The sequence below is a fragment of the Flavobacterium subsaxonicum WB 4.1-42 = DSM 21790 genome, assembly GCF_000422725.1.
Lineage (GTDB): Bacteria > Bacteroidota > Bacteroidia > Flavobacteriales > Flavobacteriaceae > Flavobacterium > Flavobacterium subsaxonicum.
The window spans coordinates 87650-107101 of sequence record NZ_KE383911.1 but is presented as its reverse complement, the minus strand read 5'-3'; the positions used below and the strand labels follow the sequence as shown (position 1 = coordinate 107101).

Genomic DNA, 19452 nt, shown 5'->3' with positions numbered 1-19452 from the left:
AAATGGATATTAAAGTTATAGCTTTTGACGCCGACGATACGTTGTTTATAAACGAGCCGTATTTTGAGGAAACCGAAAAGAAATTTTGCGGCCTTATGGAAGATTACCTTTCGCACCAGGGGCTTTCGGCAGAGGTTTTTAAAACCCAGATTGCTAACCTGCCGCTGTATGGTTACGGAATTAAATCGTACATATTGAGTATGATAGAAACTGCTATTGCCGTTTCTAACGGTACGGTAACATCTAAGCATATTGAGCGTATTTTAGATTTAGGGAAAGAACTGTTGCAAAAGCCTATTGAATTGATAGATGGGGTAGAGGCAACCCTTGCGGCCCTGCACGGTAACTACAAACTTGTGGTTGCAACTAAAGGCGACTTAAAAGACCAGCAGCGCAAACTGCACGATTCCGGGTTGGGGCATTACTTTCACCATATAGAAGTTATGGCCGATAAAGAGGCACTTAATTATGAGAAGCTTTTGGGGCGACTTGATATTAAGGCATCTGAATTTATGATGATTGGCAACTCGTTAAAATCAGATGTGTTGCCGGTGTTACAGGTTGGCGGCTATGCCTGCCATGTGCCTTTTAGAACCACCTGGGCACACGAGCGCATAGACCATGAAATTGTTCATGATAAATTTACAGTGCTTACCAATATTATTGATGTGCTGCCTTTGCTGGCGAAGTAATAGGGAGATCTATATAGCTATTATATACCTACAAGGTCTTAGAGACCTTGCAGGAATTTACAGCGCAGGTAATCACTACACCAACCTGCAAGGTTTTTAGAACCTTGTAGGTTTAAACTACTCATAAAAAAACCAGCCCTCAGGCTGGTTTACTATTTATTCCGGTTTGTTCAGGTTTCGAATTTGCTTAAGCTTATCTTTCCAGGTTTTAAGCTCTTCGCGCTGGCGCTCTATATTCTTGGTTACCTCTTTTAAGAAAGGGTTTTCGCCTTTGCCTTTCGACTTAGAGAAAAACTGAATGTTATTTTCCAGCTGGAAAATCTCACCTTGTATCTCATCAATCTTACGCATTATAAACAACTGCTCGTTTTGCAGGCTGCGGCTATCATCGCCATCGGCCATTTGTTCAAGCCTGCTGCTAAACTTAACCATATCGGTTTCCTTTTTAGAAAGGCTTAGCTTATCAAAAAGGGCATCCAGTATTTTGTTAAATTTACCTTCTATATGCCTTCTTGCCTGTGGCACACGCCCAAACGATTTCCAGTTCTCAATGTGTTTTTTAATCGCATCAAGATCGGTTTTATGATCTCCGGTAAGTTCAAAATCCTTAAGGTTATCAAGGTATTCTTTTTTCTTATCAAAAGCGTCTATCTCTTCTTTATTAGCCTCGTTGCGGTTAGCATGCAGCCTGTCGAAGTAATGGTTACACGCCGCCTTAAAGTCTTTCCAAACACTGTCAGAATACTTGCGTGGCACATGGCCAATAGTTTTCCACTCGTCCTGAATTTGCTTCATGGTGGTTGTAGTGGTTTCAAAGTCTTCGCTGTCTTTAAGAGCGTTGGCTTTTTCTACAAGCGCCAGTTTGCGGTTTAGGTTAGTTTGCTGGTCTTTTTTAATGTCTTTATAAAAAGAGTTCTTAGACGAGTTAAAATTCCTTACAGCCGCTTTAAATGATGCCCATGTATCTTCGTTAACCTCTATTGGCACCTTGCCCGCTTTAAAAAACTCCTCACGAAGCCCTTCTACACGGTCAATCTGGCCCTGCCATGCATTGTGCGCCGTAATTTTTTCGGCAGCAATAGCATTAATACGGGCAATAATATCTCGTTTATTCTCTAAATTCTCATTTTCTACCTCGCGGCTTTTGGCAAACAGCTCTTCGCGTTTGTCATGCAGTTGCTTGGTAAGCTCGCTAAAGCGGTTCCAAAGCTCCTCGCGATGATCGCGTGATACCGGGCCAATCTCTTCTTTCCATATCTTGTGCAGCGCCTGCAACTCACGGAAAGCCTTGTTAACATCGGCCTCATTAACCAGTTCTTCAACACGGGTAATAATCTTTTGTTTTTGCTCCAGGTTGTGTTTAAAATCAAGGTCGCGCGCTTCGCGGTCTAAATGCAGGTGATCGTAAAAACGCTCGATATGAAAGTGGAAGTTGTTCCAAACGTGGTTGTACTTATCGCGGGGTATAGGCCCTGCGTTTTTCCAACGCTCGCGCAGGTCGTTAACCTGTTTAAGGGCATCTTTCATGTTCTCGCCACCTTCGGCAAGGTTTTTAAGCTCCTCTACAATAGCAAGCCTTTTTTCGAGGTTGCCTTTAAGATCTGTCTGCAGCTTTTTAAAATGCGAATTTTTCTTATCCCTGTACTGGTTGTAAAGGGCGTCGAATTTATTTTTTAGCGGAAAATGGTATTCAAACTCCGTAGTATCGCCGTTGTGTTCGTGGCTGTACTCGTCTTTTTTCTCCTCTATAAAATGGTTGTACTTGTTATAAAATTCCCTGCGGATTTCTTCCACATGGTTTTTGACTGACATAACCTTATCTGCTTCGGCAAACTTTTCAAGTTCGGCTGTAAGCTCTTCCATGCTATGGGCTTCATAACTTGGCACCTCTTCGGTAGCTTCGTCATCGCCTTCATGGCTATCGGTATGTTCTGTATTTTCTTCGGTAGCCACCTCTTCGTGGGTATCCTCTGTAGTAGCTTCAGGAGTTTCTTCGTTAGCAGTTTCGGCAGCCGGAATTTCTTCTTCGGCAACTTCCGGAGCGGCAACATCTTCTGCAACAGCGGCAGGAACTTCGGTTACCTCGGGCGCAGTAGCCTCGCGGCCGGCACTAAGTACCTCTTCGGGAGCAAACGGAAGTTGCCCCTCAGTTTCATGTATCTGGGTAATATCATCAATATCATCCGGTACATCGTTGTTGTCTACAGCCTTGTTATGAGGTATGTAGCCATTCTCAAAATTGCTGCTTGCTTCGTTCAATAGCTCTCCATCTGCGTTTTGCAGGTTATCATTCTTTTCTTCTAACATTGTATAAATGCTTAAGGGTTTAACTGCTTTATTGCCGAAAGATAGTAAAGGCAGTTTAAAATTCAAAGAAAAACATTAATTTCTATCACTTTTGTTATTTTTTTGAAACAAAAAATGCGATTTTAATTAAAGGTTACGTAAGAATTATTTTTTATTCCATATTGCCCAGGCCTTTTCTGCCTGGTGCACCAGCATGTCGTACCCGTTTTTAGTGGCCGCACCCTGAGCCTTGGCCAGCCGTAAGAATTTGGTTTCCTCCGGGTTATACACCAGGTCGAACGCAATATGGTTGGGTGTAAACAACGCGTAATCTAATGGTGGGGCAGCATCTACTTCCGGAAAGGTACCAATAGGGGTGGTGTTGATAACAATTTGATAGTCGGCAAATACTTCGGGCGTAAGGTCCTGGTACGCATAAATAACATCGGTACCGGTGCGCGAAACAAAATCGTACTCTATATTTAATTTGCGAAGGGCATAGGCAATAGCTTTAGATGCCCCACCTGTACCTAATATCAGGGCTTTGGTATGATGCTCTTCTAACAAAGGCTTGAGTGCCTTTTTAAAGCCGTAATGATCGGTGTTATAACCTTTAGTGCGGCCTTTTTTATCTATGGTAATGGTGTTAACCGCGCCAATTATTCTGGCGTTTTTAGAAAGCGAATCCAGTAGCGGAATAACCTCTTCTTTATACGGAATGGTTACGTTAACCCCTTTTAAGCCTTTGGTAAGGCGCAAAATATCGGGCAGTTGCTTAATGGTTGGGATGTCGAAATTGGTGTAGGTGTATTTTTTAAGGTTGGCTTTTTTAAACTTTTCTTTAAAATACCCCGCCGAAAACGAATAGCTTATGTTGCGGCCTACAAGGCCAAATATCTTTGGTTTCATTTAAGTAAATGATTCATATTACAATGATAACTGCGTTTTACACAGTATTAATGGTATGCCTAAAGTAGGGATTTATCTTATATCTTTTAATTATTTTATAAAGTTTAGAAAAATAAAGAGGGTAATTATTTGAGAATATGTACGGTTACAGGTAAATAGAAAAAACCAACTTTATTGTCTCCTTTAAGCTTTAAAATAAAATCTGGATCGGTTGAGGGGAGTTTGTTAAAAACTTTTTTTACTTCGTTACCTAAGCCATAGCCGGGGTCTTTTACTATTTTAAGATCGCTTAGGGTGTTGTCTTCCAATATTTTAAATTTTATATATACCCTATAAACTCCTTTAGGAGTATTAGGTGGAACATTTATAAATTTGGAAATCTGAACATTAATTGTTTTAAGGTTTTCCGGGCTAAGTAATGATATTTCGGTTTTTAGGGTATCAGCTACCTCAGCTTCTTTAATTTCCTGACTAAAAACAGTGCATTGCACTAATAATAATATAAAGAGTATTCTTTTCATAGCAGGCAAATTATCGTATGATATTAATAAGATTAACGAAGATAGTAATATACAAATTATACGGCATAAAAAACCGGCATACCGCTTTAGCAGAGTGCCGGATTTTTATATGTTATAAAAAATTATTTCTTTTTATGCTTTGTAATGATTTCCTGCACTAACGGACTTGCGAATTCGTTAGGAAAGTAATCTTCCAGCAAGGTATGGTGCTTGTAGTTAAGCCTTAAACCGTTACTAAGGTGAAAAACGCCTTTATCTGTTTCCTGCATCATAATGTACAAACCGGCAAGGCGGTATTCAATCTCGTATTCTTCAGGATAGTATTCGCAGGCTTGTAATAGGGTGTTAATGGCAGTATCATACTCACCTAAAAACTGTAACGTATCGGTCCAGAATAACCACGTATCTACAGCATAATCGCCAAACTCTACTGCTTTACGGTAGCCTTCCTCAGCCTCTTCATGAAAATGCAGGGCATTGTTAATGGTGGCGTAGCGTTTCCAGTACAGTTTGTTTTCGTTATCTATGCCAATAGCCTTGTTTACATAGTAAAGTGCTTTCTGGTAGTTTTTACGGCGAATGTAAAAGTCGGTAATGGCTATCCAGGCTTTATCTAACAACGGGTCTTCGTGAACCGTTTTCAGGTAGTATTTAAGTGCTTTTTCTAAATTACCAAGGCGCTCGTAACATTTACCCACACGCAGCAGTGCAAAAGACGTAGGATCGTCTAACTCCATAGTGGTCTGGTAGCAGGCAATGGCATCTTCCCAACGTTTTAGTTTTTCTAATGTTTTTGCTTTTTCAAGAAACGCACCCAGAAAACTATCGTCTATAAGCGTGGCATATTCAAACGCGCGCAGGGCACCCTCATAATCTTTTATGGCGTGGTACTGCCTGCCCAGTTGGTGCCATGCTACCTCGCTGTACGGGTTTTTGTCTATAAAGCTGTTTAAAAACTCGATAGCCTCAAGGTTCTGGTCTAAAAAGTCGAAGCAATACACTACGTTATACAGTGCAGAGTGGTCTTCGGTATCTTCTTCCAGGCACTTAATAAAACTCTCTTTAGCAAGTTCTAAATTGTCCATAAAAAGGTATTCCATGCCAATAAGCGAGTACACATCGGCAAAGTCATCGGTATATTTAAGGGCAATTTCAAGGTATTCTACAGCTTTGTCATGTTGGTCTCTCTTGCTGTAAATATTGGCTTTTTGTATGTAAATTTCTTCATTAGTTGGCTCAATAGCGTACAGGTCGTTTAATAACCTTTCGGCGATATCAAGCTTATCATCAAAAACTAAAATTTCTACCTGTACTAATTTTAAGCCTGTTGACCTGGGATGTTGTTCCAGGCCCAATTTTAAGGCCTTCTTAGCCAAATTAATTTTTCCGGTATCGAGGTAATGAAGGATGATATCTTCAAACTCCTCAGAGTCAAAAAAGAAAACTTTGTTGGTTTTCAGCATCGACTCAAATTTTGATAGGGATAAACTGCGATCTTCTTCTTCGTGGCTCAGATTCATACTCCTTTGTTTAAAATTATCCTTCTTAAAGTTACGAAAACTTTAGCTAAAAAGGAATTTGTTTAGATTTCTTTTAAACAATTTAATTAACAATTTTTAAAGTTAATTTTTTTGTTCTTCAAGAATCTCGTTCATAACTTCAATAATAATGCCACACCCTTCTTTAATTTCATCATTAGAGATGGTTAGTGGCGGTGTTATCCTGATGGCGCGCCCTTCGAACAAAAGCCAGAATAAAATAAGGCCTCTTTTGTGGCACCTAAGTATAACTTCGTCAGTTATATCGGGCCTTTCGGTCATGGCGGCAATCATAAGGCCTTCGCCGCGCACCTCTGTAATAAGCGGGTGCACTAACAGGCTGCGGAACAATTTTTCTTTTTCAAGCGCCTGCGCCATAATGTCAGTCTCCAGTATTTCCTGCAAGGTAGCCAAACAAGCCGCAGCAATTACCGGATGGCCGCCAAAAGTGGTTATATGGCCCAATTTAGGGTCGTGGCTTAGCAAATCCATCATGGCTGGCGATGCCGTAAATGCACCCACCGGCATGCCACCGCCCATGCCTTTGCCCATTACAACAACATCGGGCACTACATCATAATTCTGGAACCCGAATAATTTACCGGTACGGCCAAAGCCGGGCTGAATTTCGTCGAGTATCATAACGGCGCCTACTTCGGTACAGCGCTGCCTTACTTTTTTAAGAAAGTCGTTATGCGGCTGAATAAATCCGGCGCCTCCCTGTATAGTTTCCAGTATAATACCGGCTGTTTTGGTGGTTATTTTTTGCAGGTCTTCTTCGTTGTTAAACGTAATAAAATCTACATCGGGCACCAGGGGACGAAATATCTGCTTGCGCTCCTCATGACCCATAACGCTCATTGAGCCCATTGTATTGCCATGATAAGCATGATGGCACGAAATAAGCTGGCTCCTGCCTGTTACCCTGCGCGCCAGTTTAAGGGCACCCTCTGTAGCCTCAGTACCGCTGTTGGTAAGGTATGTTTTGCTAAGCGGGGCAGGCATGTTTTCAGCCAAAAGGCGGCATAATTCTGTTGCCGGGTTCTGGGCATATTCGCCATACACCATTACGTGGCTGTATTTATTTAGCTGGTCTATAATGGCCTGGTTAATGCGGGCATTTTTGTGCCCAAGGCTGGTTGCCGATACGCCAGCCACAAAATCAAGGTACGATTTACCGGCGGTATCGTATATATAAGAGCCCTCGGCATGCGAAACTTCCATGCCTAACGGGTAGGGGGAGGTTTGTGCCTGGTAGTTGTAAAAATCGTTAATCATGGTATTTTATTCTTGTAATTTTTACGCAGGTAATGTCATTTCGACGATAGGAGAAATCTTTTATGATGTTCTGATTTCGTTACGTATAACATACTGCGTATTCATTCTTTATGTGAGATTCTTCGACTCCGTTGCACTCCGCTCAGAATGACAAATAGTGTATTAGTTTTGCTTGACTTATCTTTATGAGATAGTGATTTATATAGATTCTTCGACTCCGTTGCACTCCGCTCAGAATGACAAACGCGACTGTAAACTGCGACTGAACACTGACTACTGCCCAATCTGGAAACCGCGACTGTAAACTGAACACTGACTGCTGCCCAATCTGTAAACTGAATACTGTTTACTGCCCACTCTTGGCTGCTGCCGGCGGAGCTGCCTCCGGCTTTGGCTTAGGTTTCGGGTGGTCTTTATCGTAATCCAGGGTTTCCTGCATTACCTCCATAGGTTTGTCTACTACTTTTGCGGTCGCGCGGGTTTTTTTAAGGATGGCCTCATGCAGGTCTTTTTCTTCCTGCGGAAAAATATCATCCTTTGTCAGTATCCGTTCGTCGCCCCGCCAAACAAAGTTTTTAAGCTTGCGTGCATTTTCATCCAGGTCGGCATCAGGATAGCTGGTGCTCTTTGGCATTACAAGCGACTGTACCACTACAATCTGGTTATTTTCCAGCTCTATGTGTATCTTGCTGCTAATGCCTTTATCGATGCCAATTAGCTCAGTACCGCCATCGTTATACATATAGTACAGCTTCTCGGTGTTTTTTATAAGGTCTATTTCATACAGTTTATTATCTCTGAATTTACCGTACAGGTTTACACCCTTAATCTGGCTGTACCGGGGCTTATCAGGGTGCACTTTAGACCATATAGTATCTTTTTGTACGATAAACGCATTGTTGAGGACTTTGATGGAATCGAGTTGCTCGGTCTTGCTATTACTTATAAGGTGGATAACATCTCCGGTTACCTGGCTTTCGCCATTCCACACTACCGGCCTTTTAATAAGCTGCGTAAGGCCAATAGCCTCGTTAGAGTGTATGGAGTCGCACTTGCCGCTCATATCGGTTTTATAAAAACGGGCATCGTTATACCCCCTCATAATCCTGAAGCCCGGCTTGCCGGTAACCACCATGCGCTTGGCGTGGGTGTAAAGCGAATCCTGTTCTACCAACGTGGTTGCAACGGCGTGTTTGGTTATAAAAAGCGAATCTTTTAGTTTGTAAACCTCGCCATAATGGCCTTTAATGTCGAATTTATTTACAGTATCTGTAACGCTTACGTTATTGGTGGCAGATGAAAATTCCCGCTTTCGGTCGTAATAAATACTGTCGCCCTTAATAAGCTGGGTATCGTATTTTATGTACGATTTGGTAAGCAGGTGCGCCACGTTTTTCTTGGTGTCGTAAAAGCCTTTTTCGGTATAAATAAAACTGGTTTTACCGGTAATGGTGGTTGGCCCAAAAACGTAGGAGTGCCCCGAATTGGTAAAGTAATCCAGATGGTTGGATTTCATTACATACTCTGGATTGGTAAGGGTAACCGCGGTGGTAAACTGGTATTTTTTCTGGGTCATAAAATAACGGCCCGACTTGCTTTTTAGGGTGTTCTTGTCGTTTACAATGGTGCCGTAGGAGTTGTAATAGGCCTCCTGAATGTTACGGTCAAAATAAACGGTATCGGTAGTAAGGCGCATTTCCGGAGAGCGCATGCTAACATCGCCACTGGCAAAAGCAAACTTTTTGTCGCCGTTGTATTCGGCATATTTGCTGTTCATAAAAATGGTATCGCCCTGGTTCATAACCACGTTACCAAAACCTTTTATATAGTTCTCGCTTTCAAACTGGTAGGCTTTGTTACACGACATTTTAACGCCATCGTGCAAAATGCGAACGTTGCCGGTAAGCACCACAGCCCCGGGAATCTCGGTCTGGTTGCGGTCTATAAAGTCGGCATTTTCTATAATTATCTTCTTTTTATCCTGTGCAACAGAGGGTACGCCCCAAAGGACGATGCTTATTATAATGAAAAAGAGTTTTTTCAAGGCTAAGAATTTTGTGGCAAATTTACGTAAAATACATTACAATAAGCAGGCCGCTTTTACCGAAGATTAAAACGAAAATTTTGGGGAGGGATTGTTGTTCGTTTCAGTCCTCACCCCCAACCCCTCTCCGAAGGAGAGGGGAGCCGAAAACGGGTACAGTTCGGATATGACTAATGCATTTCAACAACGGTTGAGTGAGCTATCCCTCTCCTTTGCTTCGCCAGTTAGCTGCGCTCGTGTGGAGAGGGTTGGGGAGAGGATGAAAACAAAAAGGCCATTCTCTCGAACGGCCTTTTAAAAATTATTTCATTATCGTCTGGGTCCTGTCCGGGCCCACCGAGATAACTTTTATAGGTACTTCTACCTCTTTTTCTATAAACTCAATGTATTCTTTAAGTTCTGCCGGAAGCTCCTCATAGGTAGTCATACCTGTAAGATCGGCAGCCCAGCCTTTTTTCTCAACAAATACCGGGGTAACATTTTCCGGCTCAATGTTGTAAGGCAGGTACGATGTTTCTTCTCCTTTATATTTATAGGCAGTACACACTTTTAGGGTATCAAAGCCCGAAAGTACATCGCCCTTCATCATATACAATTGTGTAACACCGTTAACCTGAACCGCATATTTAAGTGCAACAAGGTCTAACCAGCCGCAACGGCGCGCCCTGCCGGTAACCGAGCCAAACTCGTTACCAACGCGTGCCATAGTAGCACCGTCTTCGTCAAACAACTCAGTAGGGAAAGGGCCGCTACCCACACGGGTAGTGTATGCCTTAAATATACCAAATACATCTTTAACCCTGTTTGGGGCAATACCTAAACCGGTACATGCACCTGCAGCAGTGGTGTTAGAAGATGTTACAAACGGATACGTACCAAAGTCGATATCTAAAAGAGAACCCTGTGCACCTTCGGCAAGGATCGATTTTCCTTCTTTCATGGCTTTGTTAAGGTACTCTTCGCTATCAATAAACTGTAGTGTTTTTAAAACTTCAACGGCTTCAAAAAACTCTGTTTCAAGCTCTTCAAGATCGTACTCAAGGTCTACGTTATAAAAGTCTATCATGGCCTGGTGCTTATCTGCCAGGGCACGGTAGTGGTCTTTAAAGTTAGTAAGCTCTATATCGCCAACACGTATGCCGTTCCTGCCGGTTTTATCCATATAGGTTGGGCCAATACCTTTAAGGGTAGAGCCAATTTTTGCTTTGCCCTTAGAAGCCTCAGATGCAGCATCTAAAAGTCGGTGGGTTGGCAATATAAGGTGGGCTTTACGCGAAATAAGAAGACGCGATTTAATGTCGATATTAAATTTCTCCAGTCCTTCCAGCTCTTTCTGGAAAACTACCGGGTCTATAACTACACCGTTACCAATAATATTAACCGATTTTTTATGGAAAATACCCGATGGTATAGTTCTTAACACGTGTTTTATGCCGTCAAACTCCAAAGTGTGGCCTGCATTTGGGCCTCCCTGAAAACGGGCAATAATATCATATCCAGAAGTGAGTACATCAACAATTTTTCCTTTGCCTTCGTCGCCCCACTGTAATCCGAGCAGTAAATCTACGGTCATTCCTTTTTAAGTTTGTTTATATTTTGCGTAAATGTTATAATCTTTTAAAAACAAAAACCAATCCTTATGCAGGGTTGGTTTGCTTTGCCATTGCACAAGCCCGGGTTTAATTAACTCTCGGTCTCGGCGGCGGGCTGTTTTTTATTGCCGTAAAGGTATAAAGAATGGTTATGAATTTCAATACCAAAAATCTCTTCTATTGTTTTTTTAATAGACTGTATCCTTGGGTCGCAAAACTCAATTACCTCTCCGGTATCGGTCATAATAATATGGTCGTGCTGTTTATCAAAATACGATTTCTCGTAGTGGCTTTGGTTCTGGCCAAACTGGTGGCGCCTAACCAGGCCGCATTCTAACAGCAATTCTATCGTGTTGTATAGCGTTGCGCGGCTAACACGGTAGTTTTTGTTCTTCATTTTAATATACAGCGATTCAATGTCAAAATGCTCAAGGCTGTTGTAAATTTCCTGTAATATGGCGTAGCGCTCAGGAGTTTTCCTGTGGCCCTTGTCTTCCAGGAATTTTGTGAAGACATTTTTTACAATATCCTGGTTTTTATTATTTTCCATGGTTTTATGAATCAATGTGCAAAGATAAACTAATTTTTTTGAAGTGATGATACTAACTTGCGGATTAAGATAAATGGCTTATTATCCTGCCTTAAGCACTACCTTTTGCTTTGAATCGTTAAGAGAAAGTGTTATCCTGTCTTTAGTAAGCGAATGTATTGTCCAGGTATCTTTACCTTTTTTATCTGTGGTGTTAATTGTTTTTTTGTCTTTATCTAAAGTCCACGTTCCGTCTATCACGATAATAAAATCTTTAGAATAGGTTTTATCTTCATTAAACTTTAGCCATACATAGCTTAGCATATCTTTAAGCTCGGCTATTTCTTCTTTTGTTTTTTCCGGATTTATAATGTCTTCTAAAACCCATTTTTTAGAAACATTCTTCTCGGTAACTTCTATTTCGCCTTTTTTGATACTTTGCTGGGCATTGCAAAAATTATTTTGTGCTGCAAAAAATAGTAACAGCAATAGTGTTTTCTTCATGATCTAATTATTATAAATCCTTGTCACCTTATCTATACCGTCTATTTTTCTAATGTTTTCTATAAGTTTTTTAAGGATGGTGTTGTTTTGAACCACTACCGTTAGCTGCCCGTTAAAAATACCGGCGTTACCGCTAAGCGATATGCTCTGGATGTTAACGTGCATGTTGCCCGATATTACCTTAGTAAGCTCGTTGGTAAGCCCAAGGGAGTCCATACCCGTAATTTTAAGGGTAGCCTTAAACTCTTCCTGGCTGGAGTCTATCCACTTGGCCTGGATAATACGATAGGCGTAGTTGCTTTGCAGCCTTATGGCATTGGGGCAGTCGCGTTTGTGTACTTTAATGCCCTCGTTAATAGTAACAAAACCAAAAACATCGTCGCCGGGAATAGGGTTGCAGCAGTTGGCCAGCTTATAATCCAGCTTATCTTCGTTCTTGCCAAAAACAAGCAGGTCGTAATTGCGGCTAAGCTCTTCTTTTTGCACCTGTTCCTGTGGCAGGTTAGGGGTGCGTTTAATTTTGCCCTTAAAAAAGTTCATAAAACTATTGCTCTTAAGGGCGGCATAGTCTTTAAGTTGCTGGTTGTCAATTGTACCTACGCCTACGCGGTAAAATAAGTCCAGGCTGGTTTTAAGCTTAAAATAGCTAACCAACTCGTTTACCGTAGCCTCGTTAAAGGTAATTTTAAGGTGGCGCAGCTTACGGGTTAGTAGTTCTTTACCATCTTCGGCAATAAGCTTGGTGTTTTCGTTAAGTACATTCTTAATTTTATTCTTGGCACGGGCCGTGGTAACATAATCCAGCCAGTGCGAATTGGGTTTTTGGTTTTGCGATGTTATAACCTCCACCTGGTCGCCGCTGTTTAGCACATGGTTTAGGGGTACTAACTTGCCGTTGACCCTTGTGCCACGAGTCCGGATACCGATTTCTGAGTGGATGCTGAATGCAAAATCCAGCGATGTGGCACCCTTGGGTAGCGACTTTATTTCCCCTTTAGGGGTAAACACATAAATTTCTTTAGCATAAAGGTTCAGCTTAAAGTCTTCCACAAAATCTACGGCGTTAGATGCCGAGTTTTCCAAAGCTTCTTTAAGCAGGTTAAGCCAGGTTTCGAGCCCATGCTCTTCGGTATTGGCGCCCTGTTTGTATTTGTAATGGGCAGCGTAGCCTTTTTCGGCCACCTCGTCCATGCGTTCGCTACGCACCTGCACTTCTACCCAACGGCCTTTAGGGCCCATTACGGTTATGTGCAGGGCTTCATATCCGGTAGATTTAGGCGACGAGATCCAGTCGCGCAGCCTGCTTGGGCTTGGGCGGTAATGGTCGGTCACAATAGAATATATTTTCCAGGCTATGAATTTTTCGTCGTGCGAATTGGATTTGTAGATGATGCGGAGCGCAAACTTATCGTACACTTCATCAAAACTTACGCCCTGCGCCATCATTTTACGTCGGATGGAGTAGATGGATTTTGGCCTGCCCTTAATGGTGTATTCAATACCCTCGCTGTCCAGCGATGTTTTAAGCACATCAGATATGGCTTTTATGTAAGCATCCTGCTCTTCTTTGGTTTCCTTCATTTTACCAACAATGTCGTTATAAACGGCAGGTTCGGTATATTTAAGGCCAAGGTCTTCCAACTGGTTTTTAATGTTGTACAGCCCAAGGCGGTGGGCCAGGGGCGCGTAAATGTATAAGGTTTCAGATGCTATTTTGGCCTGCTTATAATCGGCCATGCTCTCCATAGTCTGCATGTTGTGCAGGCGGTCGGCCAGCTTAATAAGTATTACCCTAACATCATCGTTAAGGGTAAGGAGCATCTTACGGAAATTCTCTGCCTGCATCGATATTTCCTGGTCGGTCTTTACCTGTGCAATTTTAGTAAGGCCCTCTACTATCTGTGCCACTTTTGGGTTAAACATTTTTTTAATGTCTTCCACAGTAATATCGGTATCTTCTACCACATCGTGCAGCAGGGCAGAGGCAATAGAGGTTGCCCCAAGGCCAATTTCAGACGCGACTATCTTGGCCACCGCAATGGGGTGGAAGATATACGCCTCGCCCGATTTACGGCGCTGGTCTTTATGGGCATCTACCGCCACATCAAAAGCTTTGCGTATCAGTTTCTTATCGTCTTCAGATAGCGTTTGATAGCTTATGCGCAGTAATTCCTTATATTCTTTGGCAATTGCCTTGTTTTCCTGTTCTATATCAATCTCAATCATATCATCTTTCATCTGCTTTAAAAGTACGTAAAAGGTTTAACAAATGCAAGTGTTTTGCGCTGCCGATTGCGTGGCTTTTGCAAAATAAAAAAGGGGCGCGGAAAATTTCCCGAACCCCTTTTTGGTTATTTTATGGCTAACGATTAATGCAGCCCGCCCGAAGCGCTTATGCGCTCGCCGGTAAGCCACGCCGAATCGTCTGACGCTAAAAAGGTTACCACCCGTGCAATGTCGTCGGGCTGGCCGGCACGCTTAAGCGGGGTGTTGGCAATTATGGTACTTTCAAAATCAGAACCCTTAATACCGGCGGTTTCTGTACCTTCGGTTTCGGTAAGACCCGGGGCTACCACGTTTACACGGATGTTTCTTGGCGCCAGCTCTATAGCCAGTTCTCGGCTAAGGGTGTCTAACGCACCTTTTGTAGAAGAGTATATAGCACTGTTAGGGCCGGGGCTAATGCTTACTACCGAGCTGATGTTGATAATGTTACCGCCACTCGACGGAAAATGCTTCAAGGCCTCCTGTGTAGTTAATATTGGGCCGTATACGTTGATTGCGAATTGATGGTTGAACTCCTCTAAAGTTATGTCTTCTACCGCGTCGAACTTATACACGCCGGCGTTGTTAACCACAATATCTATTGGGCCAAAGGCATCTTTGGTTTCGTTAAAAATACGTGCAACATCGTTGGCATTACTAACCGACCCCTGTACGGCCAGGGCACGGCCACCGTCTGACGTTATTTGTGCCACAACTTTATCGGCACCCTCGCGGCTGCTTGCATAATTAACAGCTACTGCGGCACCTGCAGCGGCTAAACTTTTTGCTATGCCGGCGCCTATGCCTTTAGAGGCTCCGGTTACTATGGCTACTTTGCCTTTTAAGATTAAACTCATTATTGTTTGAATTTGTAGTTATTAAATATTTAAATATTTATATTTATCAATGTTTTTTAGTTTAAAAAAAGCTTTAAATTTTTAAAGCTGATTTTTGTGCTACTGAACCTGACGGTACAAAGCTATAAATATAAATTGATATATTTAAATGTTTCTATAAATATTTATTCTTTTAAATGGTTAAGAAAGCTGATGTACTCTCCAAGCACCTCTTTATCTATGCTATAGCTAATATTTCGACCGTCTTTTTGGGCGATAAGCAGCCCGGCATCTATAAGCTGTTTAATGTGGTGCGAAACCGATGGCTGTGCCAGATCGAGCATATCTACAATGTGCGAACATTGGGTGCTGCAGGTATTTTTTTTGACTTCCTGTATGATGCGCAGGCGGTTGGGGTCTCCCAATGCCTTGCTTATACGCTCTATATCTTTAGGTTTCATAATGGTAGTATTGAAAAATGCAAATTTATCAATTTATTTTTTGATTGCCTAACGCGTTAACGTTTGGGGGGAAGAGGTTAATGTGGAAAGGGATAATCTGATCTGTAATGTTTATAAAATAATGAGATCGCTTCGTACCTCGCGATGACGGTGCGTGAAGATGGGAGAGGATATACGAACTGTACCCATGCCGTCACTGCGAGGGAGGTACGACCGCGGCAGTCTCATCCATAAAAATGGAATACCACGATTACTATTTGAAACCCTATGCCTTGTGCATCTTTGTGCCTTCTTTGCGAACCTTTGTGTAAGATACAGCCATACCCCATTACGCCAAAGGCTTGACTCTCGGTGTAATAACCTTACGATACAAATTGGTGTTAAATTTTTATAGAGATTCTTCCTTCGTCAGAATGACAAAAAATACGGATAAACCTACTCCCCACAATACTTTTTCAACAACATTTTATCAATACCCAGTTTTACGGCACGTTTATAAAACAGCAGCACTAAAGGCGAGAACCACTTAAAAAAAGGATTGGTAAGGTGTGTATCGCCCCACACAAACACTACGGCAATGTGGTAAATATTTTTAGGGATTTGGTTTTTGGTAACAGTCTGCCCATCGTTAACAAGGCCAAACATTACTTTTAAAAAGTTCTCGAAACCGGGCTGGCCGGGTGTTAGCTTTACCCTAAAGGTTATTTCCTGGGCACTATTGTTAAAAAAGCGATGGTGACTGCGGATGGGTACCAACAGGCTTTGCCCCGGTTGCAGGTGTATGGTTTGTTTGCCCTGTTGTAAGCCTAACGGCCCTTTAATGGCCATAAACTCTTCGGTAAATTTAGTGTGGTAGTGCAGCGGATTGCCACCTCCCGGTTTTAAGGTGACTTCAAAATGCGTATAGGCCCCGCCGGTTTGCTCGGCACTTTCCAGTATGGTGGTGCGCTCGCCGTTTATGGGGTTGTAATACGTTTTGGGCTGCTGCATATTAATAGCATGAAAACATATAATGTACCGCTGCCAGCTTGCCGGCCTTAAAGCGAAACTCCCATTCGCCTTCGGCAGGGGTTTCGGGTACCGTTACAATGGTGTAGGTGCCATCGGCAAGTGCCTCTGTTTCTTTTGTTTTTTCTGAATCGGGGAATGTTTTTAAAAAGGCCTCCCAGGTGGTATTCTGGTCGAAACGGATGCCCTTATGCGTAAACGAAGACGTAAACTTCCTGTCGAAAACAATGCTCCTGAAGTTAAGCATGTTGTTGTCTACCTCAAAAGTAACGTCTTTATAATGCAGCATTTTTACGTTAGCCTCATCGGGCGTGCCGCAGGTTTCAAATTCGGTAGGGTTGGTTAGGGTGTAGTCTTTTTTGTAGATGGCCTCAAAATCGCGTTTGGCAATAGTAAGGGTAAGCTTGTTGTTTACAGTGGCATCGTCCCAGTTAATAGCCTGGTTGTTTTGAGCCAGTGCCGTTAAGCTTGTAAAAAATAAAAAGTAAAGTAAAAGTTTCATCGGGGGTAACTAAAAAAATTATTCGCAAACAAAAAGGCACTCTATCATAACCAGTTTGCCGTTGTTAAAGTAAAAAAGCCATTCGTAATTATCGGGGGTATCTTTGGGCAGCAGGCTAATCATATCATACACATCGCCGTCGGCCGCTATAAAATCTTCCATAAACTCCGATGCTGCCGGATACGTTTTCCTAAAGCTTTTAAGGGTGGTAGTATGGTCGAACCAATCGTACTTAAACGATAAAAAAGTGTGGCTGTTCTTGGTAAAATCGATACTCCTAAAACTCAGCACATCATTAACCAGCTCGAATTTTGCACCTTTGTGGTATAGCATTTTAACGTCGCCTTTAGTGCAGGTTTCGCCATCTTCGGGAGCCATAAGGCTATCGGGCACGCGGTATAGTTTTTCGTACTCTTTTTTAGTTACCGTAAGGTCCAGGCGGTTGTTAAGGCGGGCCTCCTTCCACGAAAGTGCCTCAATATTCTGGGCAAAGGCGCTGCATCCGGCAAGTAAAAATAAAACGTAGAGTAATTTCATTGTGTTTGTTGGTTATTTAAATCCGCGTTGCCTTTTGGCTTCAAAAATCAAAATTGCTGCGGCTACACTTACATTCATAGAGTCTATTTCGCCCTGCATAGGTATAATAATATTCTGGGTAGAGGCGTCGCGCCACGGCTGGCTTAGCCCGGTAGCCTCTGTGCCCACAACCAGTGCCGATGGCGTTGTGTAGTCCTGCTCATGATACAACGCAGAATCCTGCAATGTAGCGCAATAAATACTTATTTTTTTTGATTTTAGAAAAGAAATTACTTCATTGGTACTACCTGTAGCTATCTGGTTGGTAAACAGGCAGCCAACGCTCGATCGTACAATGTTGGGGTTATACAGGTCGCCTTTTGGGTCGGCTATAATAACGGCATCCATTTTGGCGGCATCGGCCGTGCGCAGTATGGCGCCAATATTACCCGGTTTCTCGGTAGCTTCGGCCACTAAAATCAACGGATTTTCGCCCAATTGTAAATCGGCAAGGCTAAGGCTTTTGCTCTGGGCAACGGCAATAACACCCTCGGTAGTATCGCGGTACGCCAGTTTTTGATATACCTCTCGGCTAATTTCTATCAACTCAGTCTGGCGGCCGGCAAGGCTTTTTACTTCCGGTTCCGAAATTAGTTCGGGCACAAACAATGCAGTCTCAATTTGGTAGCCGCCTTTGCGCGCCAGTTGCAGTTCGCGCTGGCCCTCTATTAAAAAAGTGCCGGTTTGCCTGCGGGCTTTGGCTTTTTCCTGTAGCAGTACCAGTTGTTTTATGTAAGGGTTTTGCGAGCTTGTAATTTGTTTCATTTTTAAGTGGCAGGGTTGCAGAGTATCAAAGTGGCAAAGTTACAATATGTATAAACATTTTTAGAGCCTGTTTAAAAATTATTAATAATTTGCCTATGGTTATTTTTGGCTGCAACTGCGTTAAATTTTATCATGATAGCGCTGCTATCCCTCAAAAATTTGCCTTGCTTCGCTCAAAAATAACCTATAGCCATTCTCAAAAATAAAATTTAAACAGGCTCTTACTTTTGTTGCAAATGTTTTTCCTGCTCTTTTTGTATGGCAACCCTTAAGGCATCGTAATTTTTGCCGTTATTATCGATAACCTGTTGCGCTAATTTTGAGGTAAAACTGTTGGGGTATTTTTTTATAAAGCTATTAAATTCCGAAAGATTTTCGGGATAGATGGAATTGTCTGTAGATTCTACCGTGGGGGTGTTGTCCTGCCCGAAGAGATAATCGTACTGGTAGCTTTTATAGTTTTCTGTAGCCTCTTGTGTAAGCTTGCTGTTGGGGTATCGGGCAATGTAATTCTCCCAAAAAATAACCCTTTCGCCTACGGCTTTGAATGGTATGGCAATGCCGGCATCGGCAGAATAAAGGTCATCTTCCTCATAGGCCGTTTGCTGTAAAAAGTCTTTATAATCGGGCGTTACGTAGTTTTTAAAGATAGAATAGTAAAAGTCGTGCACGGTACGAATCTCGACATAGCCTTCGCCAATTTCCCAAAATTCAAGCCCGGCACTTTTTAGCAGGTTTACCTTACGCTGAATAGAGTCCGGCGCGCTAACGGGTCGGCCTTCTTCGGCAGTAAAATAAGAGTAGTAATTTTCGGTAATGTTACTTTCGTACTTCTCTAATTTACGCACAGCGCTGTCGTTTTCTACTTTGTAAGCTTCGTAAAGAGCATTGGCCTTTTCAGGCGATAACGTCTTTACCTGCACTTTAATACTGTCCCTGCGCTCTATAAAGTTCGCGATGATGGTGCGGGTATTGCCCGTTGGCACAATTTGAGGTTTGGGTGCCGTTACGGTATCGGTTACGGGTTGCGCTATTGTTTGTTCTTCCGCCTCTTTTTTGCAGGAGGTTATAAACAATAAAAGTGCGAATATTGAAAGAAAGTATTTCATTTTCATAATAGTAATTTTAACTCCTAACCCTAAACCA

Annotated in this window: 18 protein-coding genes; 1 reads left to right on the top strand and 17 read right to left on the bottom strand. The window is 42.4% G+C overall.

The window, feature by feature from the left end:
* The first annotated feature begins 2 nt into the window (after window positions 1-2).
* Complete coding sequence (locus tag G509_RS0118870) at window positions 3-692, top strand: HAD family hydrolase (protein ID WP_026992967.1); 690 nt, start codon at window positions 3-5, stop codon at window positions 690-692.
* Window positions 693-848: 156 nt separating this feature from the next.
* Here the strand turns inward: G509_RS0118870 and G509_RS0118865 are convergent, their stop codons facing one another.
* The 17 genes from G509_RS0118865 to G509_RS0118775 all read right to left on the bottom strand — a co-directional run bounded on the left by G509_RS0118865 (window position 849) and on the right by G509_RS0118775 (window position 19415).
* The gene (locus tag G509_RS0118865; protein ID WP_026992966.1) at window positions 849-2999 is read right to left on the bottom strand and encodes a DUF349 domain-containing protein; all 2151 of its coding nucleotides are present in this window, start codon (window positions 2997-2999) and stop codon (window positions 849-851) included.
* Between the two features lie 144 nt (window positions 3000-3143).
* Window positions 3144-3887, bottom strand: coding sequence for a shikimate dehydrogenase family protein (locus G509_RS0118860; RefSeq protein WP_026992965.1), 744 nt, complete (start codon window positions 3885-3887; stop codon window positions 3144-3146).
* Window positions 3888-4012: 125 nt separating this feature from the next.
* Window positions 4013-4408, bottom strand: a complete 396-nt coding sequence (locus G509_RS0118855; RefSeq protein WP_026992964.1) for a hypothetical protein — start codon at window positions 4406-4408, stop codon at window positions 4013-4015.
* A gap of 122 nt (window positions 4409-4530) precedes the next feature.
* Complete coding sequence (locus G509_RS0118850; RefSeq protein ID WP_026992963.1) at window positions 4531-5928, bottom strand: tetratricopeptide repeat protein; 1398 nt, start codon at window positions 5926-5928, stop codon at window positions 4531-4533.
* Window positions 5929-6030: 102 nt separating this feature from the next.
* Complete coding sequence (locus G509_RS0118845) at window positions 6031-7224, bottom strand: aspartate aminotransferase family protein (protein ID WP_026992962.1); 1194 nt, start codon at window positions 7222-7224, stop codon at window positions 6031-6033.
* Window positions 7225-7570: 346 nt separating this feature from the next.
* Window positions 7571-9268, bottom strand: a complete 1698-nt coding sequence (locus tag G509_RS22530) for an OstA-like protein (RefSeq protein WP_035739346.1) — start codon at window positions 9266-9268, stop codon at window positions 7571-7573.
* Between the two features lie 301 nt (window positions 9269-9569).
* Window positions 9570-10841, bottom strand: coding sequence for an adenylosuccinate synthase (locus tag G509_RS0118830; RefSeq protein ID WP_026992961.1), 1272 nt, complete (start codon window positions 10839-10841; stop codon window positions 9570-9572).
* 110 nt (window positions 10842-10951) lie between these two features.
* Entirely contained in the window at window positions 10952-11410 is a 459-nt protein-coding gene (locus tag G509_RS0118825; RefSeq protein WP_026992960.1) for a Fur family transcriptional regulator, read from the bottom strand.
* A gap of 81 nt (window positions 11411-11491) precedes the next feature.
* On the bottom strand, window positions 11492-11893 hold the full coding sequence (locus tag G509_RS0118820; protein WP_026992959.1) for a hypothetical protein: 402 nt from the start codon (window positions 11891-11893) through the stop codon (window positions 11492-11494).
* A 3-nt stretch (window positions 11894-11896) separates the two neighbouring features.
* The gene (locus G509_RS0118815; protein WP_026992958.1) at window positions 11897-14119 is read right to left on the bottom strand and encodes a RelA/SpoT family protein; all 2223 of its coding nucleotides are present in this window, start codon (window positions 14117-14119) and stop codon (window positions 11897-11899) included.
* Window positions 14120-14262: 143 nt separating this feature from the next.
* A complete protein-coding gene (locus G509_RS0118805) occupies window positions 14263-15015 on the bottom strand; it encodes an SDR family NAD(P)-dependent oxidoreductase (protein ID WP_026992957.1) in 753 nt (250 codons plus the stop codon).
* Between the two features lie 164 nt (window positions 15016-15179).
* Window positions 15180-15455, bottom strand: coding sequence for an ArsR/SmtB family transcription factor (locus tag G509_RS0118800; RefSeq protein WP_026992956.1), 276 nt, complete (start codon window positions 15453-15455; stop codon window positions 15180-15182).
* A 435-nt stretch (window positions 15456-15890) separates the two neighbouring features.
* Window positions 15891-16445 carry a cupin domain-containing protein gene (locus G509_RS0118795; RefSeq protein WP_035739345.1) on the bottom strand — a complete coding sequence of 185 codons (555 nt, stop codon included), beginning with the start codon at window positions 16443-16445 and terminating at the stop codon, window positions 15891-15893.
* 1 nt (window position 16446) lies between these two features.
* Window positions 16447-16965: a hypothetical protein gene (locus G509_RS0118790; protein WP_026992954.1), complete on the bottom strand. Its 519-nt coding sequence runs from the start codon at window positions 16963-16965 to the stop codon at window positions 16447-16449.
* 18 nt (window positions 16966-16983) lie between these two features.
* Window positions 16984-17502 (bottom strand): hypothetical protein, encoded by a 519-nt coding sequence (locus G509_RS0118785; RefSeq protein ID WP_026992953.1) that lies wholly within the window; start codon window positions 17500-17502, stop codon window positions 16984-16986.
* Between the two features lie 12 nt (window positions 17503-17514).
* A complete protein-coding gene (locus G509_RS0118780; protein ID WP_026992952.1) occupies window positions 17515-18306 on the bottom strand; it encodes a TrmH family RNA methyltransferase in 792 nt (263 codons plus the stop codon).
* 221 nt (window positions 18307-18527) lie between these two features.
* The gene (locus G509_RS0118775) at window positions 18528-19415 is read right to left on the bottom strand and encodes a hypothetical protein (RefSeq protein WP_026992951.1); all 888 of its coding nucleotides are present in this window, start codon (window positions 19413-19415) and stop codon (window positions 18528-18530) included.
* Window positions 19416-19452 lie beyond the last annotated feature (37 nt).